This is a genomic window from Flagellimonas alvinocaridis, from assembly GCF_004916895.1.
In the GTDB taxonomy this organism is placed as follows: domain Bacteria; phylum Bacteroidota; class Bacteroidia; order Flavobacteriales; family Flavobacteriaceae; genus Flagellimonas; species Flagellimonas alvinocaridis.
Map to the genome: position 1 here is coordinate 54,259 of NZ_SNTZ01000010.1, position 17,304 is coordinate 71,562.

At 40.1% G+C, this 17,304-nt stretch carries 18 protein-coding genes; 11 read left to right on the forward strand and 7 right to left on the reverse strand.

All coding sequences use genetic code 11. From position 1 onward, the window contains the following. The first annotated feature begins 257 nt into the window (after positions 1-257). Together EZV76_RS13900 and EZV76_RS13905 are read left to right on the forward strand one after the other, a co-directional pair. Positions 258-1,502, forward strand: a complete 1,245-nt coding sequence (locus EZV76_RS13900) for a C10 family peptidase (RefSeq protein WP_136567174.1) — start codon at positions 258-260, stop codon at positions 1,500-1,502. A gap of 4 nt (positions 1,503-1,506) precedes the next feature. Continuing rightward, entirely contained in the window at positions 1,507-1,995 is a 489-nt protein-coding gene (locus EZV76_RS13905) for a hypothetical protein (protein WP_136567175.1), read from the forward strand. Between the two features lie 262 nt (positions 1,996-2,257). Here the strand turns inward: EZV76_RS13905 and EZV76_RS13910 are convergent, their stop codons facing one another. The 7 genes from EZV76_RS13910 to porX all read right to left on the reverse strand — a co-directional run bounded on the left by EZV76_RS13910 (position 2,258) and on the right by porX (position 7,449). Next, positions 2,258-2,752, reverse strand: a complete 495-nt coding sequence (locus EZV76_RS13910; protein WP_136567176.1) for a helix-turn-helix domain-containing protein — start codon at positions 2,750-2,752, stop codon at positions 2,258-2,260. Positions 2,753-2,930: 178 nt separating this feature from the next. Then, entirely contained in the window at positions 2,931-3,287 is a 357-nt protein-coding gene (locus EZV76_RS13915) for a DUF4258 domain-containing protein (RefSeq protein ID WP_136567177.1), read from the reverse strand. Positions 3,288-3,292: 5 nt separating this feature from the next. Further along, positions 3,293-4,492, reverse strand: coding sequence for an alanine dehydrogenase (locus EZV76_RS13920; protein ID WP_136567178.1), 1,200 nt, complete (start codon positions 4,490-4,492; stop codon positions 3,293-3,295). 42 nt (positions 4,493-4,534) lie between these two features. After that, positions 4,535-5,077, reverse strand: a complete 543-nt coding sequence (locus EZV76_RS13925) for a hypothetical protein (protein WP_136567179.1) — start codon at positions 5,075-5,077, stop codon at positions 4,535-4,537. Between the two features lie 97 nt (positions 5,078-5,174). After that, positions 5,175-5,306, reverse strand: coding sequence for a hypothetical protein (locus EZV76_RS17400; RefSeq protein WP_262709765.1), 132 nt, complete (start codon positions 5,304-5,306; stop codon positions 5,175-5,177). A gap of 175 nt (positions 5,307-5,481) precedes the next feature. Beyond that, positions 5,482-5,898 (reverse strand): tRNA (adenosine(37)-N6)-threonylcarbamoyltransferase complex ATPase subunit type 1 TsaE, encoded by a 417-nt coding sequence (tsaE, locus tag EZV76_RS13930; protein ID WP_136567180.1) that lies wholly within the window; start codon positions 5,896-5,898, stop codon positions 5,482-5,484. Positions 5,899-5,904: 6 nt separating this feature from the next. After that, a complete protein-coding gene (porX, locus tag EZV76_RS13935) occupies positions 5,905-7,449 on the reverse strand; it encodes a T9SS response regulator signal transducer PorX (RefSeq protein ID WP_136567181.1) in 1,545 nt (514 codons plus the stop codon). Between the two features lie 37 nt (positions 7,450-7,486). On the opposite strand from porX, the gene EZV76_RS13940 reads away from it, so the two are divergent. From EZV76_RS13940 to EZV76_RS13980, 9 genes are all read left to right on the forward strand, one after another. Further along, a complete protein-coding gene (locus EZV76_RS13940) occupies positions 7,487-8,713 on the forward strand; it encodes an HD domain-containing protein (protein WP_136567182.1) in 1,227 nt (408 codons plus the stop codon). 23 nt (positions 8,714-8,736) lie between these two features. Next, positions 8,737-9,774, forward strand: coding sequence for a UDP-3-O-(3-hydroxymyristoyl)glucosamine N-acyltransferase (gene lpxD / locus EZV76_RS13945; protein ID WP_136567183.1), 1,038 nt, complete (start codon positions 8,737-8,739; stop codon positions 9,772-9,774). After that, positions 9,755-11,167, forward strand: a complete 1,413-nt coding sequence (locus EZV76_RS13950) for a bifunctional UDP-3-O-[3-hydroxymyristoyl] N-acetylglucosamine deacetylase/3-hydroxyacyl-ACP dehydratase (RefSeq protein WP_136567184.1) — start codon at positions 9,755-9,757, stop codon at positions 11,165-11,167. The genes lpxD and EZV76_RS13950 overlap by 20 nt, the downstream gene beginning before the upstream one ends. Then, positions 11,168-11,953, forward strand: a complete 786-nt coding sequence (gene lpxA / locus EZV76_RS13955; RefSeq protein ID WP_116218825.1) for an acyl-ACP--UDP-N-acetylglucosamine O-acyltransferase — start codon at positions 11,168-11,170, stop codon at positions 11,951-11,953. 4 nt (positions 11,954-11,957) lie between these two features. After that, entirely contained in the window at positions 11,958-12,524 is a 567-nt protein-coding gene (gene efp, locus EZV76_RS13960) for an elongation factor P (protein ID WP_136567185.1), read from the forward strand. Between the two features lie 6 nt (positions 12,525-12,530). Continuing rightward, positions 12,531-13,466: a UDP-3-O-(3-hydroxymyristoyl)glucosamine N-acyltransferase gene (locus tag EZV76_RS13965; protein ID WP_136567186.1), complete on the forward strand. Its 936-nt coding sequence runs from the start codon at positions 12,531-12,533 to the stop codon at positions 13,464-13,466. Positions 13,467-13,525: 59 nt separating this feature from the next. Continuing rightward, positions 13,526-14,398, forward strand: a complete 873-nt coding sequence (sucD, locus tag EZV76_RS13970; RefSeq protein ID WP_136567187.1) for a succinate--CoA ligase subunit alpha — start codon at positions 13,526-13,528, stop codon at positions 14,396-14,398. A 108-nt stretch (positions 14,399-14,506) separates the two neighbouring features. Further along, on the forward strand, positions 14,507-15,256 hold the full coding sequence (fabG, locus tag EZV76_RS13975) for a 3-oxoacyl-[acyl-carrier-protein] reductase (protein WP_136567188.1): 750 nt from the start codon (positions 14,507-14,509) through the stop codon (positions 15,254-15,256). Positions 15,257-15,265: 9 nt separating this feature from the next. Next, complete coding sequence (locus tag EZV76_RS13980) at positions 15,266-17,299, forward strand: vWA domain-containing protein (RefSeq protein WP_136567189.1); 2,034 nt, start codon at positions 15,266-15,268, stop codon at positions 17,297-17,299. The last annotated feature ends 5 nt before the right edge of the window (positions 17,300-17,304 follow it).

Below are 17,304 nucleotides of genomic sequence, written 5' to 3' on the forward strand. Positions count from 1 at the left end.
CAAAATTTCCAATTCAAATGGATTTATAAATTGAATGCGCAATTTATAAATTGACAAAAAGTAGATTTTGGAGGTTTAATCCATTCGTAGACATTTATTCCATTAGATGTATTGACAATTGTTTTTCCCAATTATTAAGATTTTGAAAAGGGGAAGCAAAAGTACTTGTGTTTAATCCATTTTGGGACTTTTGAGACCACTCAAAGTAGTACTTACAATATGTTGTGATAACATGTCAAACTATAAAACTGTACAGAATGAGAAAACTTATCTACTTTTTAACAACACTAAGTGTCATACCATTCGTTGCTTCTTGTTCCAATAATTTTGATTTAGATTCCAAAAATCATGAACATATAAAGTCAACCAATGATGAAATTCTAGTAGAAGATTGGTCTGACGATATTTATTTTATTTCCTATAAAGAAGCTGAGCTAATAGCCAATACATTGGTTTTTGAGGTTTTCGATTCAAAAACTGGTAAAACTGGGTTTTCGAGTAAAAAAGTTAGAAATAAAAGGACTGTTCCAGATAAAAATAACAAATCCGCTTATCACATAATCAATTATGAAGAAGGTGGTTTCGTGGTAATTTCAGGTGACAAAAGAGAACAACCCATATTGGCATTCTCTGATGATGGTACTTTTAATTTTGCTGAAGAAATGCTGCCTGCCGGGGTTATAAGTTGGTTGGACAACACTGCTTCGGTTATTGGGAAGATTCGTGAAGAATCTATAGAAGTGGTAAATGATATTGAGAAAAGTTATGATACTACATCTATCTACAACACCCCATGTGAAATGCAGAAAGCATTGGGCAATATATTGGCTTCCAAATGTGGTGATGGAGATTGTCAAAACCAATATTGGAATTATGGCCCGTACATAAATGCGCAATGGAATCAATGGTATGGTTTTAACAATACCCTAGACAATATAGGATGCAATAGCATAGGTGGAAGGCCTCCGTCTGGATGTGTGGCCACTGCAATTGGCCAGGTAATGAGGTATCATCAACATCCAGATAGTTATAATTGGGCGGCCATGCCATTGACGAATTCTGGTTCTAACTCGGTTTCACAATTATTAGAGGATATTGGAAATGCTGTCAACATGGATTATTCCTGTGATGGCTCAGGAGCTGAAACTTCTGATGGGGCAACAGCATTAAGAAATACATTCGGGTATTCCACTGCCTCATTTGGCAATTGGAACCATACAACCACAAAAAGTGAAATACTTGCAAGTAGGCCAGTAATATTGGCAGGACATACAGATAAAAGCTGTTTTTTATGGTGGTGTGGGTATCAAAATGGTCATGCCTGGGTCTGTGAGGGCTATAGGTCCACTTTTTATTGCGAAATTGGTGTTCAAACGACTCATTATTATATGAATTGGGGATGGGGAGGAACTTATAACGGATATTATGCTTACAATGGTTGGAAGCCTAATGGGTACGATTTCAAATACAATAAGAGGATGATTTATAATATAAAACCATAATTTTATGAAACTAACAACATTCTTTTTGGCTTTTTTCGTCCTATTGGGATGCAATAATTCTGATGATAATAGTGGCGAAAGTGTAAATCTAGGTGATATACTGTTTAGATTTAATCTTGAAGATTCTTCAGGCAGAGATTTGTTAAACCCTTCTATCGAAGGAACCTTGAATACCAATTCAATTGCCCTATACGAAAAGATAAACGGAGAATACGTGCTTTTTGAAAATGACCAACTGGCCTACCCTAGAGGTTATTTGATTGATTTGACTGATGGAAAATACTGGTTTACCCCTTACTATTCAGACCATAGGCCTTATAAACATGAGCTGAGGATAGATTGGGGAAATGAGGAATCAGATTTCATCGTAGTCAACCTCGTTGACGGAGATGGGGACTGGAAGGTTGCTACACAAGTCATTTATAACGATATCTTGGTTTGGAGTGAAAATATAAATCCAAGCGGAAGGTTTTTCACCGTGGTAAAAGATTAGTTCTTCCTGTAGGCTTGTCTAGATAATAAATTCTAGATGATCTTTTTTGACTTGGTTTGAGGGGAATTGATGATTAGAAAAAGTGCAAGAAGATGAAAGGTTGATGTCTTAAGTATCATTTTTCTTTCTGAAACCATCGTTTTACTCCATGTTAAATTCAATCAACTTTTGTTAAAAGACATACTATATCAGTCTTTTAAGGGTAATAATTGAACGTACATGCATACTTTACTTATAAATACTTTTAATGGTCTTTTTTAGTCTATTGCATGTTTTTTCTGAATTCTTGTTCAATCATCTTTCTAAAAAATATTCCCGGAGTGGTTCCGGTTTTATTTTTAAATGCTTTTGTAAATACCGTCAATGAATTAAAACCATACATTTCAGCAATCTGAATCATGGATTTTGTTTTAAGCATTTCAGGGTTTTGTTGTAAATGGTCTATGGCATAGGCAATTCTAACCCCTTTCAGGTAACTTGCAAAATTTTGCTTCTTATAAACATTTATTGCTTTGGATAGATAAGCACTGTTAGTGTTCAATGTTTTTGCTAAAGATCTCTGGGTAATACGGCTATCCAAAAATCCGTTTTGAGTTTCCCAATATTCAACTTTATCTAAAATATCTTCAAGAATTTCTCTTTTAACTTTGTAATTCTGTTGTATTATATGGTCAGAAGAGGTAGAAATTTTCTCTTGGGTAGCTTTTACTACTCCATAACCAATTAAGACAAATCCAATCAACAGAAAGAAAAGCATATAAATCTTCAGTTTTAATCAGAAATATAATACTTCTTTGATGTGATTAGCCTACAAATTGACGAATGCCCCTTTCGAATTGATGAATGGAAAAAATAAAACTTTCATCATCCAAATACAATATGGAAGCAACGCAAGTCTTCCATGGGGAGTATTTGAGTAATTGATAAAGAGAATACTATTGCCTAATACTTTCAACTACAATTTTATCCGCACAATTTTGTGCTTTTAAAACCTTACCTTCATTCTCTATGAAATAGGTTTTACAAGGCTCAGATTTGGTGTCGCTGTTGCCAAAATCTATATCGCCATCCGTTAAAAAAGCCTTTACAAGTAACGTATCCCTGAACTGTTCAGGTAGATTTTCATCAAAAACCAAGGCTTTGGACCGCATGTCCTTGAGCACCCTGCAATTGGGGAAGTAACAAAATTCTATTCCCTCTTCACCCGATTTTTTCTTCAGAAAAAAAACCAAAAATACAATCCCAATGGACAGTCCTACCAAGTACCATCCCAAACGCCGTAAAAAAGCCATCCGTCTTAGAAAATCAGAAAATTAATATCACTATAGTTTAGGCCAAACCAGTCCCCAACAGATTTATTGGTCAAAATACCGTGGTACATGTAAAGCCCGTTTCGCAATCCCTTATCAAAATGCAAGGAATGTTCCAACCCACCGTCTTCGCCAATTTTCAACAAATACGGTGTAAATATATTACTTATGGAAATGGAAGAGGTTCGCGGATAACGAGAAGGTATATTGGGCACACCGTAATGGATCACCCCAAATTTTTCGATTGTGGGTTTATTATGTGTTGTTACCTCAGAAGTCTCAAAACAACCGCCCATATCAATACTCACATCTATGACCACGGCGCCTTTTTTCATGTTTTCCACCATGGAACTGGACACTACAACCGGGGAGCGATTTTTGCCACGGGTAGCCCCAATGGCCACATCGCAACGCTTTAATGCCTTAATAAGGTTTTTTGGTTGAATGGTAGAAGTATATACGGTTCTATTAAGGTTGGTTTGAAGCTTTCGCAGCTTGGTGATCGAATTATCGAACACCTTAATATTGGCACCCAACCCCAAGGCAGACCTGGCGGCAAACTCCCCAACCGTACCGGCACCTATAATAACCACTTCAACAGGAGGGACCCCGCTGATGTTGCCCAGCATAAGCCCGTTTCCCTTGTTGGTGGTTGCCATGAGTTCCGATGCTATTAAAATGGAAGAAATCCCTGCTATCTCGCTTAATGAGCGTACCGCTGGATAATTTCCATCCTCATCCCTTATATATTCGAAGGCAATGGCGGTAAGTCTTTTCTTGGCCATGGCCTCAAAATATTCTTTACGCTGTGTCTTTATCTGCAAAGCAGAAATTACAATGGTCTGAGGGTTCAGAAAATCAATTTCAGAAAGTGAAGGTGGCTCCACCTTAAGAATAATGGGACAAGAGAAGACTTTTTTGGTATCTCGGGTAATTTCCGCACCGGCATTGGTATAATCTATGTCCAAAAAGTTGGCGCCATTTCCTGCACCGGACTCAATTAAGACCCTATGCCCGTTGGCAACTAGAGCATTTACAGCATCAGGGGTGAGGCAAACCCGTTTTTCTTGATATTGGTTTTCCTTTGGGATGCCAATATACAGTTCGCCCTTCTGTTTAAGAACCTCCAGAGTTTCTTCCTGGGGCAGTAATTGTTGTTTGCTAAAAGGGGACGATGGTTGGTTCATAGAAAGTAAATCTGAGTATCATGCCATGGCAATCAAACAAATTTACATTTTTTTTGAAAGGGTCTTCTGGCGTTGTTCCAGTTTCTCTCTTTCTTTTCGCAGCTCTTCCTTTTCCTTCAAAACTTGGAGTTCGGCATCCATGGCATCCAAATCAATACCATGAACGTGTTTATCTACCAACTTGACCCTGATAAAATATACAATGGGAGTCACAACCATGGTAACGGCCACTACGTACATGACCTCATTCTCATCCACAATATTGGAATCGAAGGTAAGTACGGCAAACAGCTGAAAGCTGTACATGGAAATTGGGATCAGAATGGCATAGTACCACCAATTTTTGCATGTTACGAACCATACCACCAATAGTAATAATGGAACAATTTTGTTGAAATAATAATAAAAGGCTTCCCCGACATCATCAAATCCATTGGTGCCAAACTCGATGCCCAAAACAGACCATGTTTCAGCGCCTTCCGGCATGTATTTGTACCAGTAGAATAAGATGGGGGTTACTGCGATCAGAAAAGCAAAAGCGCCTTCCATGATCAGTTTCTTACGGATACTTTTTTTGTCACTCATCACTCATGATAACATAAAAAAGCTGATTTTATTGCAAAAAAAAATGGCCCTACCGTAAAATAGGACCATTTGTACTTAAGTAAAGATCGGAAAAAAATTACAGCTTTCTAATCTTAGACTTCTCGATACTAGTAGTTTGATTTTTGTCCAAATCAACTGTAGCTACTGCAACAGTCATAGCCAAAAAGGCAACACCTAGTAATCCAAAAAAAACTTTTTTAGTGTTCATCGTAAAAGAGTTTTTGGTTAATAAATGAATTCATCTACAAGACAAATGTAGGAAAATATTTCAACTTCACCTACACTTCATCGATAAAAGTGGCATTTTAACGTAAAAAAAATACACTTCAACGATTCGTCGATGTTTTGATAAATGTATTGCTTGAAGATAAACGGATTGTCCGTTAACAAACATTTAACTCGATTGAACGTGTATTTTCATCGACAAAATGCAGGAAAATGGATACAGCATCTTCTGGCAGGAGGGATGAGATTTTTTCTGGCCATTCCATGAAAAGCCAGGCAGAAGAACCTAGGTAGTCTTCCAGTCCCATATCCAAAGCTTCGGACTCATCATTTAATCGATAAAAATCAAAATGATAGGCCAAAAGTTTTCCATGGACGTCACTATACTCGTTTACAAGACCAAAAGTAGGACTGCTGCCAGCATCTTTGGCGCCTAATTCTTTCAACAAGGTCTTGATCAAGGTAGTTTTGCCAGCTCCCATTTGTCCGTAAAAACACAGCGTCTTATTGGGAACGGCCTTAATGAGCTGTTGTGCCACCTTTTGGATCTCTGATAATTGGAAGGTAATTTTCAATTCAGTCTATTTTGCTTCCAAAACTACAAAAGGTACGATCATTTCTTCCAAAGATACCCCACCATGTTGATAGGTGTTTCTATAATAGCTCACGTAATGGTTATAATTGTTGGGATAGGCAAAGAACAAATCGTTCTTGGCAAAAATATAACTGCTGCTTAAATTAATGTTGGGCAAGTGAATGTCCTGCGGATTCTTAGATGCCAATACATCCTTATCTTCAAAAGTAAGGCTCCTACCAGTTTTGTATCTAAGATTTAGACTGGTGTCCCTGTCTCCAATCACTTTTGAGGGCTGTTTGACATTGATCGTGCCATGATCGGTGGTCAAAACTAATTTCATGCCCAAGTTCTGTGCCTGTTGAATAATTTCCAGTAGGGGTGAATTCTTGAACCAACTGAGTGTTAGCGAGCGGTATGCCTTGTCGTTTGATGCCAACTCCTTAACCACTTCCATTTCGGTCTTGGAATGGGACAGCATATCAACAAAATTGTAGACCAGCACCGTTAAATCATTATCTTTTTGCGACCTGAAATTCTGTGCCAATTGCTTTCCCTGCTTGAGGTTGTTTATTTTATGGTATTCCCATTTTAGGCTAAGACCGAGTCGCTTTAGCTGAGCGTCCAAAAACTGGGCTTCAAATAGATTTTTGCCTCCTTCGTCGGTATCGTTCTTCCACCAATCGGGATACTTTTTCTCCATATCCAAGGGCATGAGCCCAGAGAATATGGCATTTCGCGCATACTGGGTGGCGGTTGGCAAAATACTGTAATAAGCAGATTCTTGCTTCTTTTTGTAGTGGACAGACAGTGTTTCCTCAAAGGCCAACCACTGATCATAACGTAGGTTGTCTATGATGACCAACAAGGTTTTGTGTCCTTCCAATTCGGGTTGTATTTTGTTCCGAAAGAGGGTATGGGACATTATTGGACCATCTCCATTTTTGAACCAATCCCGATAGTTTTTGTCCACGAACTTTCCAAATTGTGAATTGGCTTCTGTTTTTTGGGATTCTAAGATTTCAAACATGCCAGAATCTTCAATCTCTTCCAATTGAAGCTCCCAATAAATAAGCTTTTTGTATAGTTCAACCCATTCCTCATGGGAATTTACCATAGAGAGGTCCATGGCAATTTTTCGAAATTCTTGTTGGTAATTGGCAGTGGTTTTTTCTGAAACCAAACGGGAGTTATCCAAACTCTTTTTAAGCGACAACAATATTTGGTTTGGATTTACAGGTTTTATGAGGTAATCTGCTATTTTGGAACCTATGGCCTCATCCATAATGTACTCCTCCTCACTCTTGGTGATCATTACTACAGGTATGGAGGCATCAAGTTTTTTTATTTCGGTGAGGGTCTCCAAGCCAGAGATGCCGGGCATGTTCTCATCTAAAAAAATAATGTCAAAAAAGGAATTTTTGAGCTCTTCAAGGGCATCTTGCCCACTTTGACTGGTAACTACTTTATAATTCTTGCCCTCAAGAAAAAGAATGTGCGGTTTTAGGAGATCGATCTCATCATCGACCCAAAGAATTGTAATCTTGTTCATATAGTAGTTATCTTTGTTGTTCTAAAAACAAAAATCCTTGGTAAAAACCAATAAGCTTAACGTTTTTAACGATCCAATTTACGGTTTTATTGGAACTCCAAATGAACTTATTTTTAAACTGATCGCCCATCCTTTTTTTCAAAGGCTAAGAAGAATTTCCCAAATGGGGATGTCCTTTTTGGTGTATCCAGGAGCCCATCACACTAGATTTCATCATGCCTTGGGGAGCATGCATCTGATGGACAGGGCCATTCAGATCTTAAAGTTAAAAGGTGTGGATATCAGTGAAAAAGAAGAGAATGGTCTTTTGTGCGCCATTTTATTGCATGATATTGGGCACGGCCCTTTTTCACATGCCCTAGAAGGTTTTGTGGTGAAAAATCAAAGTCACGAAAGTTTGTCCCTTCAGTTCATGCAAGAACTTAACAGACAATTTAATGGTGATTTGGATACGGCCATTGCCATTTTTAAGGGCGATTATCCAAAACCTTTTATGAACCAATTGGTGTCCAGTCAATTGGACATGGATCGATTGGACTATCTTAAGAGGGATAGTTTTTATGCAGGGGTCACCGAAGGAAATATTAATTCGGAGCGACTCATTTCTATGCTCAATGTGGTCGATGGAAACTTGGTGGTGGAAGAAAAGGGCATATATGCCGTTGAGAAGTTTTTAATGGCCCGAAGATTTATGTACTGGCAAGTGTACTTGCACAAAACGGGACTTATGGCAGAACAACTGTTGGTTAGGATCATGCAAAGGGCGCGTGAACTTTTGACAGGTGGCCATGCATTGCCAGCAAGTGGTTCCCTCTTGTTTTTTCTTGGAGAACCTGAGCAAGAAAAATTTGATGCCGAAGCGCTATTGAAATTTGCACAATTGGATGATGTGGATATTCTTGGAGCTATAAAGTCTTGGCAGTTTCATGAAGATTTTGTGCTTTCCAAAATGTGTGGGATGCTGCTCAACAGAAAATTATTGCACATCAAGATTAAAAATCGTCCTGCAAACCCACAAAAAATGCTAATGAAATTAGAAGAAGTCATGCAGAAGTATGATCTTTCGAAACAAGAAGCCTCTAACTTTGTGTTTCAGGGCGAAATTTCGAACAAGGCCTATAATGTAAGCAAACAGGCCATATACATTCTTAAAAAGAATGGAAGGATAACCGATGTGCTTAAAGAGTCTGACCAGCTCAGCCTAAAGGCACTTTCCAAAACCGTGACCAAATATTATAGCTGCTACCCCAAGGAAGCTGTTTAACAAATTTTGTTACTTTTGCACAAATGAAATTTACGGCTACCCAAATTGCAGGAATATTAGAGGGTGAAGTTGAGGGAAATCCTCAAATCGCCGTGCATAAATTATCCAAAATTGAAGAGGGTGAAAAAGGCTCTCTAACCTTTTTGGCCAATCCTAAATACACCTCTTATATTTACTCCACCAAAGCCTCTATTACCATTGTAAATAAGGATTTTGTGCCAGAGCAATCCTTGTCTACAACTTTGATAAAAGTAGAGGATGCCTATAAATCCTTTTCCAAATTATTGGAATATTATAACCAGGTGAAGAACAATAAAGTGGGCATAGAAAGCCCTTCTTTTATATCTGGTAATGCCATTTATGGTGAAGGTTTTTACTTTGGGGCTTTCTCATATTTGGGGGAAAATGTAAAAATTGGGGACAATGTAAAAATTTACCCCAATGTATATATTGGCGATAATGTTACCATTGGGAACCATGTCACGGTGTTTGCGGGAGCCAAAATATACTCAGAATCCATCATAGGAAATCATTGTGTAATTCATAGTGGAGTAATTATTGGTGCAGATGGCTTTGGATTCACTCCAAATGCCAATGGCGAATACAGCAAAGTGCCCCAAACCGGTAATGTTATCTTGGAAGACAACGTAGATGTAGGGGCGGGCACTACCATTGACAGGGCTACCTTGGGCTCCACCATTTTACGGAAAGGCGTAAAGCTGGACAATCAAATACAGATTGCGCACAATGTTGAAATTGGTGAGCATACCGCCATTGCAGCGCAAACCGGTATTGCAGGGTCTACCAAAATTGGAAAAAACTGCCTCATTGGCGGACAAGTTGGAATCGTGGGCCATATAACCATAGGGGATAGGGTCAAGATTCAGGCACAATCAGGAATAGGACGGAATGTAAAAGACGACGAAGTGCTTCAGGGATCCCCTGCATTAAACTACGGCGACTTCAATAAATCATACGTACACTTCAAGAATTTACCAAAACTGGTAAATCAAATCTCCAACATCGAAAAAAAGGTTGAAGGTGAGCAAAACAAGCAATAAGCAACGCACCATTGAAAAGAAAGTGACCCTGCAAGGTGTAGGGTTGCACACAGGAGAAAACGTAACCATGAGCTTTCTACCTGCAAAGGAGAACCATGGCTTTGCCTTTAAACGGGTAGACCTTGAGGGGGAACCCATTATTGAGGCCGATGCCAATTATGTGGTAAATACACAACGGGGCACCAACCTGGAAAAGAATGGGGTGAAAATCCAAACTTCAGAGCATGTGCTTGCCGCCTTGGTAGGGTTAGATATAGATAATGTCATGATTGAGCTTGATGCTCCAGAACCTCCTATCATGGATGGATCTTCCAAGTTTTTTGTAAAAGCACTGGAAGATGCAGGCATTGTGGAACAGGACCAAGAGCGTGAAGAATATATAGTTAAGGACGTCATCTCCTATAAAGATGAAACCACTGGAAGCGAAATTACCGTAATCCCATCCGACCACTACCAAATCACTACCATGGTGGATTTTGGCACAAAGGTATTGGGAACCCAAAACGCTACCTTGGAACATATTTCTGATTTTAAGGACCAAATTGCAAACGCACGTACCTTTAGCTTTCTTCATGAGCTCGAAATGCTTTTGGAGCATGGTCTTATAAAAGGTGGTGATTTGAACAATGCCATAGTCTATGTAGACAAGGAGATTTCCGAGTCTACTATGAAAAAACTCGAAAAAGCCTTCAATAAGAAAAAGTTGTCCGTGAAACCCAATGGTATTCTGGACAATCTAACCTTGCACTATCCCAATGAAGCCGCAAGACACAAGTTATTGGATGTAGTTGGCGATTTAGCCTTGGCCGGAACCCGGATTCGCGGTAAGGTCATTGCCAATAAGCCAGGACACTTTGTAAATACCCAGTTTGCCAAAAAACTGTCCAAAATCATCAAAATTGAAAAAAGGAACAAAGTTCCCACCTATGATTTGAACCAAACACCTTTAATGGATGTGACCAAAATTATGGGGATGTTGCCGCATAGGCCGCCTTTTTTATTGGTGGATAAGATTTTGGAGCTTTCAGACACCCATGTAGTGGGAGTAAAGAATGTGACCATGAATGAACCTTTCTTTGTGGGACATTTTCCGGGTGCTCCAGTAATGCCTGGGGTACTCCAAGTAGAGGCCATGGCACAAACAGGAGGAATTTTGGTGCTGAGCACTGTTCCCGATCCAGAAAACTACTTAACCTTCTTCATGAAGATTGACAATGTTAAGTTTAAGCAACAAGTGGTACCTGGGGACACTTTAATATTTAAATGCGATTTGATTTCCCCAATCCGACGCGGTATCTGTCATATGCAAGCCTATGCCTATGCCAACGGAAGATTGGTTTCCGAAGCGGAATTGATGGCCCAAATTGTAAAAACCAAAAACACAGACTCTTAGATGAACCAACCTCTTGCATATGTACACCCTGGGGCCAAGATTGCCAAAAATGTGGTAATCGAGCCTTTTACAACCATTCACAACAATGTGACGATTGGTGAAGGAACTTGGATTGGTTCCAATGTTACGATTATGGAAGGTGCTAGAATTGGTAAAAACTGTAACATTTTTCCAGGCGCCATTATATCAGCCATGCCCCAAGATTTAAAATATCAAGGTGAGGACACAACAGTCCACATTGGTGACAACACTACAATTAGGGAGTGTGCCACTATAAATAAAGGGACTTCGGACCGTATGAAAACGGTCATTGGAAACAACTGCCTCATTATGGCCTATTGTCACGTTGCCCACGACTGTATTGTGGGAGATGGGTGTATTTTTAGCAATAATTCCACTTTGGCAGGTCATGTGACCATTGGCCAGAATGTGGTTTTAGCTGGAATGGTCGCAGTGCATCAATTTGTATCCATTGGCAACCATGCCTTCGTAACAGGAGGTTCCTTGGTACGTAAAGATGTTCCTCCTTTTGTTAAGGCAGCACGGGAACCACTTTCCTATGTGGGCATCAACTCCATCGGTCTTAGAAGAAGAGGTTTTGAGGCAGAAAAAATAAGGGAGATACAAAACATCTACCGTATTTTATATCAAAAAAACTACAACAATTCCCAAGCGGCATCCATTATAGAAGCAGAGATGGAAGCTACCCCGGAACGCGATGAGATACTTCAGTTCATTAGGGATTCGCAAAGAGGAATCATGAAAGGTTATTTTAGTTCAAATTAATTATATGGCAAGTACTTCTGATATTCGCAAAGGGTTGTGCATTCGATTCAACCATGATATCTACAAAATTGTGGAGTTTCTTCACGTAAAACCTGGAAAAGGCCCGGCCTTTGTCCGCACAAAATTGAAAAGTGTCACAACGGGTAAGGTTCTCGACAATACATTTTCGGCAGGTCATAAAATAGAGGATGTTCGGGTAGAAACCCGTTCCTATCAGTATTTGTATCCAGAAGGGGAGACCTTTCACTTCATGAATACGGACGATTACAACCAGATTGCGTTGCAAAGAGATGCTCTGGATGCTCCAGACCTATTGAAGGAAGGCGAAGTGGTTACCATCATTTTCAATGCAGAGGATAATATGCCTCTTTCAGTGGAAATGCCTGCAAGTGTTATATTGGAGGTGACCCATACCGAACCGGGAGTAAAGGGAAACACCGCCACAAACGCCACCAAACCAGCCACTGTTGAAACAGGTGCCCGTATTAATGTGCCTCTTTTTATCAATGAAGGAGACAAAATAAAGGTGGATACGGAAAAAGGTGCCTATTTGGAACGTGCCAAAGAGTAGCAGAACATGAAATTTCCAAGGGTTCATACCTTAAAAGAGGTTTCCGAAATCATAGACTCGAAATTTGTTGGGGAGGAATCATTTCCCATTTTGGGAATGAATGAAATCCATGTGGTGGAAGAAGGGGACATTGTATTTGTGGACCACCCAAAATATTATGATAAGGCACTTGAATCAAAAGCCTCAGTGGTGCTCATCAACAAAACGGTGGAGTGCCCGGAAGGAAAAGCGCTTTTGGTTTCTGATGATCCATATCGGGATTTTAACAAACTGACCCGCCATTTTAGGCCTTTTCAGAGCTCGAGTATGGCCATTTCCGAGACTGCTGAAATTGGCAAGGGAACCATTATACAACCCAACGTTTTTATTGGAAATCATGTCACGATTGGTGAAAATTGCATGATTCATCCCAATGTCACCATATATGACCATTGCATCATTGGCAACAATGTGACCATCCACGCAGGAACAGTATTGGGTTCAGATGCATTTTACTACAAAAACCGCCCAGAAGGTTTTGACAAATTACTGTCTGGTGGTAGAGTCGTCATTGAGGATTATGTGGATATCGGGGCATCTTGTACCATTGATCGCGGAGTTACAGGCGATACAATAATTAAAACTCACTCGAAATTAGACAACCAAATCCAAATAGGACATGATACCGTTATTGGTAAGAAATGCTTAATTGCTTCTCATGTGGGGATTGCTGGATGTGTTGTTGTAGAAGATGAAGTTACGATGTGGGGGCAAGTAGGGGTTACAAGCGCGATCACTATTGGAAAAAAAGCCGTGATTCTGGCCCAGACCGGTGTGGCCAAATCCTTGGAAGGCGGCAAGACCTATTTTGGCAGTCCAGCTGAAGAAGCCCGTGATAAACTAAAACAAATGGCCTTGGTTAAGAAAATCCCCGAAATCCTTGAAAAATTGAAAAAGAATTAAAAAAACAATAGACAAAACGCATTGCAAAGCCTATTTTTACACCTAATTAAGTTTAACATATGAGCGTCTTAGTAAACAAAGATTCAAAAATAATTGTACAAGGTTTTACCGGTAGCGAAGGAACATTCCATGCCGGACAAATGATAGAATACGGAACCAATGTTGTAGGTGGTGTCACTCCCGGAAAAGGAGGACAGGAACATTTGGGGAAACCTGTTTTCAATACGGTTCAAGAAGCTGTTCAAAAAGCAGGTGCGGACACTACTATTATTTTTGTTCCACCAGCCTTTGCTGCAGATGCTATTATGGAAGCTGCCGATGCAGGAATCAAGGTCATCATTACCATTACGGAAGGGATTCCCGTTGCCGATATGGTAAAGGCCAACGATTATATAAAAGATAAGGACTGTACATTGGTAGGTCCAAACTGCCCTGGTGTAATTACTCCTGGTGAAGCCAAGGTGGGCATCATGCCAGGATTTGTCTTTAAAAAAGGACATGTGGGCATTGTTTCCAAATCAGGAACATTAACCTATGAGGCTGCCGACCAAGTGGTACGTCAAGGATTGGGCATTACTACCGCCATTGGAATAGGCGGGGACCCTATAATCGGAACCACCACCAAACAAGCCCTAGAGCTTTTAATCAACGACCCCGAAACAGAATGTGTGGTCATGATTGGAGAGATTGGTGGTCAATTGGAAGGCGATGCCGCCAAATGGTACAAACAAAGTGGTAGTAAAAAACCCGTAGTAGGATTTATTGCTGGGGAAACTGCACCAGCTGGACGCACCATGGGACATGCCGGAGCCATTGTAGGAGGTAGTGACGATACTGCACAGGCCAAGAAGCGAATCATGAGGGAATGCGGTATCCATGTAGTGGATTCCCCCGCAGAAATCGGTATTAAAGTTAAAGAAGTGGTTGGCTAGACCAACCGTTAAAACTATTCTAAATCCCGTGCAAAGCGGGATTTTTTTTCGGCAAAACATAAAACAACAACTATATTTGGTAGATAACCATTCAAACACGATCATCTTATGAAACTTTTGGAAGGCAAAAATGTAATTATCACAGGGGCAAGTAGAGGAATTGGAAAAGGGATAGCCCAAATATTTGGACAACACGGCGCCAATGTGGCATTCACCTATAGTTCCAGTGAAGCCCCTGCATTGGAATTACAAAAAGAGTTGGAGGACATGGGCGTAAAAGCCAAAGCTTATAAAAGTAATGCGGCCAGCTATGAAGACTCTGAAGCTTTGGTGGCACAGGTCTTGGAAGATTTTGATGGGAGAATAGATGTATTGATCAACAATGCAGGAATCACCAAGGACAATCTGTTGATGCGTATGGGTGAGGAAGATTTTGACTCGGTAGTCGAAATCAACCTAAAGTCTGTATTTAATATGACCAAGGCGGTACAACGTACCATGTTGAAACAACGGAAAGGTTCCATTATCAACATGAGTAGTGTTGTGGGTATAAAAGGAAATGCCGGACAGGCCAATTATGCCGCCTCAAAAGCCGGAATGATTGGGTTCACAAAATCTATCGCACTTGAATTAGGTTCCAGAAACATTCGCTGCAATGCCATTGCTCCCGGTTTTATTGAAACCGAAATGACTGACAAACTGGATGAAAAGACCGTACAGGGATGGAGGGATTCCATTCCTTTGAAACGTGGTGGAAAACCAGAAGATGTTGCCAATGCCTGTCTGTTTTTGGCATCGGACCTTTCAGATTATGTTACCGGACAAGTTTTAAGTGTGGACGGTGGCATGCTAACCTAAAAGAACTGCATGGAATTGCGCACGGTACTCCTTATTGTTCTTGCAGCGATTGCCGCGCTTTCCTTGTTAGTCTATCAATATTTCTTCAAAAACCCTAGAAAGGGTTCGCTAAAGATAATACTGGCCGCATTACGGTTTCTAACCTTGTTCTGTGGCCTTTTATTGTTGATCAACCCCAAGTTTGTCAATAAGGATTATTTTTTGGAAAAGGCGAACTTGATCATATTGGTTGATGATTCATCATCCATGCTACAGGCCGAATCCCAAGACAATCTTTCTGGGATGGTGCAAACTCTTTCAGGTAACCAAAACCTTAAAGAGCGATTTGAGGTTCATCAATACGCCTTTGGCAGGGCTATCCGCCCTATGGATTCCCTCAGGTTAAATAAAAAGAGTACCGACATTGCCGCTGCTATTTCTGCCGTAGATGAAATTTTTGTGAATGGGAACAACGCCGTAGTGCTTATAACGGATGGCAACCAAACGTTGGGCAGGGATTATGAACATCTCAATCTTGGAGATAATGTTTTTATAAGCCCCATTGTGATTGGGGACACCACGGCCTATGAAGACATTTCCATCGGACTCACCAATACCAATACCTATGCGTTTCTCAACAATAAGTTTCCTGTTGAAACGACTATCCTGTACAATGGAAAAACAACGGTTTCCAAAACAATGACCATTTCTTTGGATGGAAAAACCGTTCACAGACAACAAGTAACACTAAACGAAACAAAGAACAGTCAAACCGTGCATGCTTTGTTGGAGGCTCAAAGTGTTGGGGTGAAAACCATACGGATTGAAGTGGAAAATCTAAGTAATGAAAAGAACACTATCAATAACCAGAAGGAAACGGCCATAGAGGTCATAGATGAGCGGACAAAGGTGATGATTATTTCAGATTTGCTTCATCCAGATATTGGCACTCTAAAAAAATCCATTGAAGCAAACGAACAACGTTCGGTAACGTTACATGGACCCAATGTTTCTTCCAACACGCTAGATGAAGCCGATCTTTTGATTCTCTACCAGCCTACAAGGGCTTTTGCCAATGTCTACGACCATGTTTCCAAATCAAAAGTGAGTACCTTCACAATTACAGGGAAGCATACGGATTGGAACTTTTTAAATAGGGCGCAAAAAGCGTTTCAAAAAGCGAACAGCACTCAATCCGAGGATATTTTGCCGGTTCGAAATAATTCCTTCCGAACATTTGGTCTAGAGAATTTTGATACTAGCGGATTTCCTCCTTTGAATGGAGCGTTGGGAGATATCCAACTCAATAAAAACGGGGAGGTTTTACTGTTTCAACAAATCAGGGGAGTTAATTTGGACCAACCTTTGTTTACAGTTTTAACCGATGGAAGTCAGCGAGAAGCAGTCCTTTTTGGGGAAAACATTTGGAAATGGCGAGCCCAAACTTACCGAAACCACGAAAACTTTGAAAGTTTTGACGCCTTTATGGGAAAACTGATGGTGTATTTATCCAATAGTGGGCAACGCAACCGACTGGAATTGGACTACAACCTGGTTTTTGACAGTCCAAGCCTAGCGTTGATACGGGCCTCCTATTTTGACGAGAGCTACCAATTTGATTCCAATGCCAACCTTAATATTGACATTCAAGGCAAGGAAAACAATTTTGTACGTAGGTCCCCCATGCTGCAAAAGGGCAATTTTTTTGAAGTTGATTTAAGTGATTTGGAAGCGGGGGAATACCAATTCACTGTGAGCGTAACAGACGAAAATTTAAAACAATCCGGACAGTTTAAGATTTTGGATTTTAATCCTGAAAAGCAACATATGGGAGCCAATTATGGCAAGCTGGGCCGTTTGGCCAACAACACTATGGGCAAGCTTTATTTTCCCAAGGATTTGCAAACACTTTCGGATGATTTGTCTACTGCACAACAATATCTTCCGGTGCAAAAGAGCAAACAGAATATTGTATCTTTAATAGATTTCCGTATACTACTTGGATTGATGGCCCTAACCCTTACTTTGGAATGGTTCATCAGAAAATACAATGGATTAATTTAAATGTT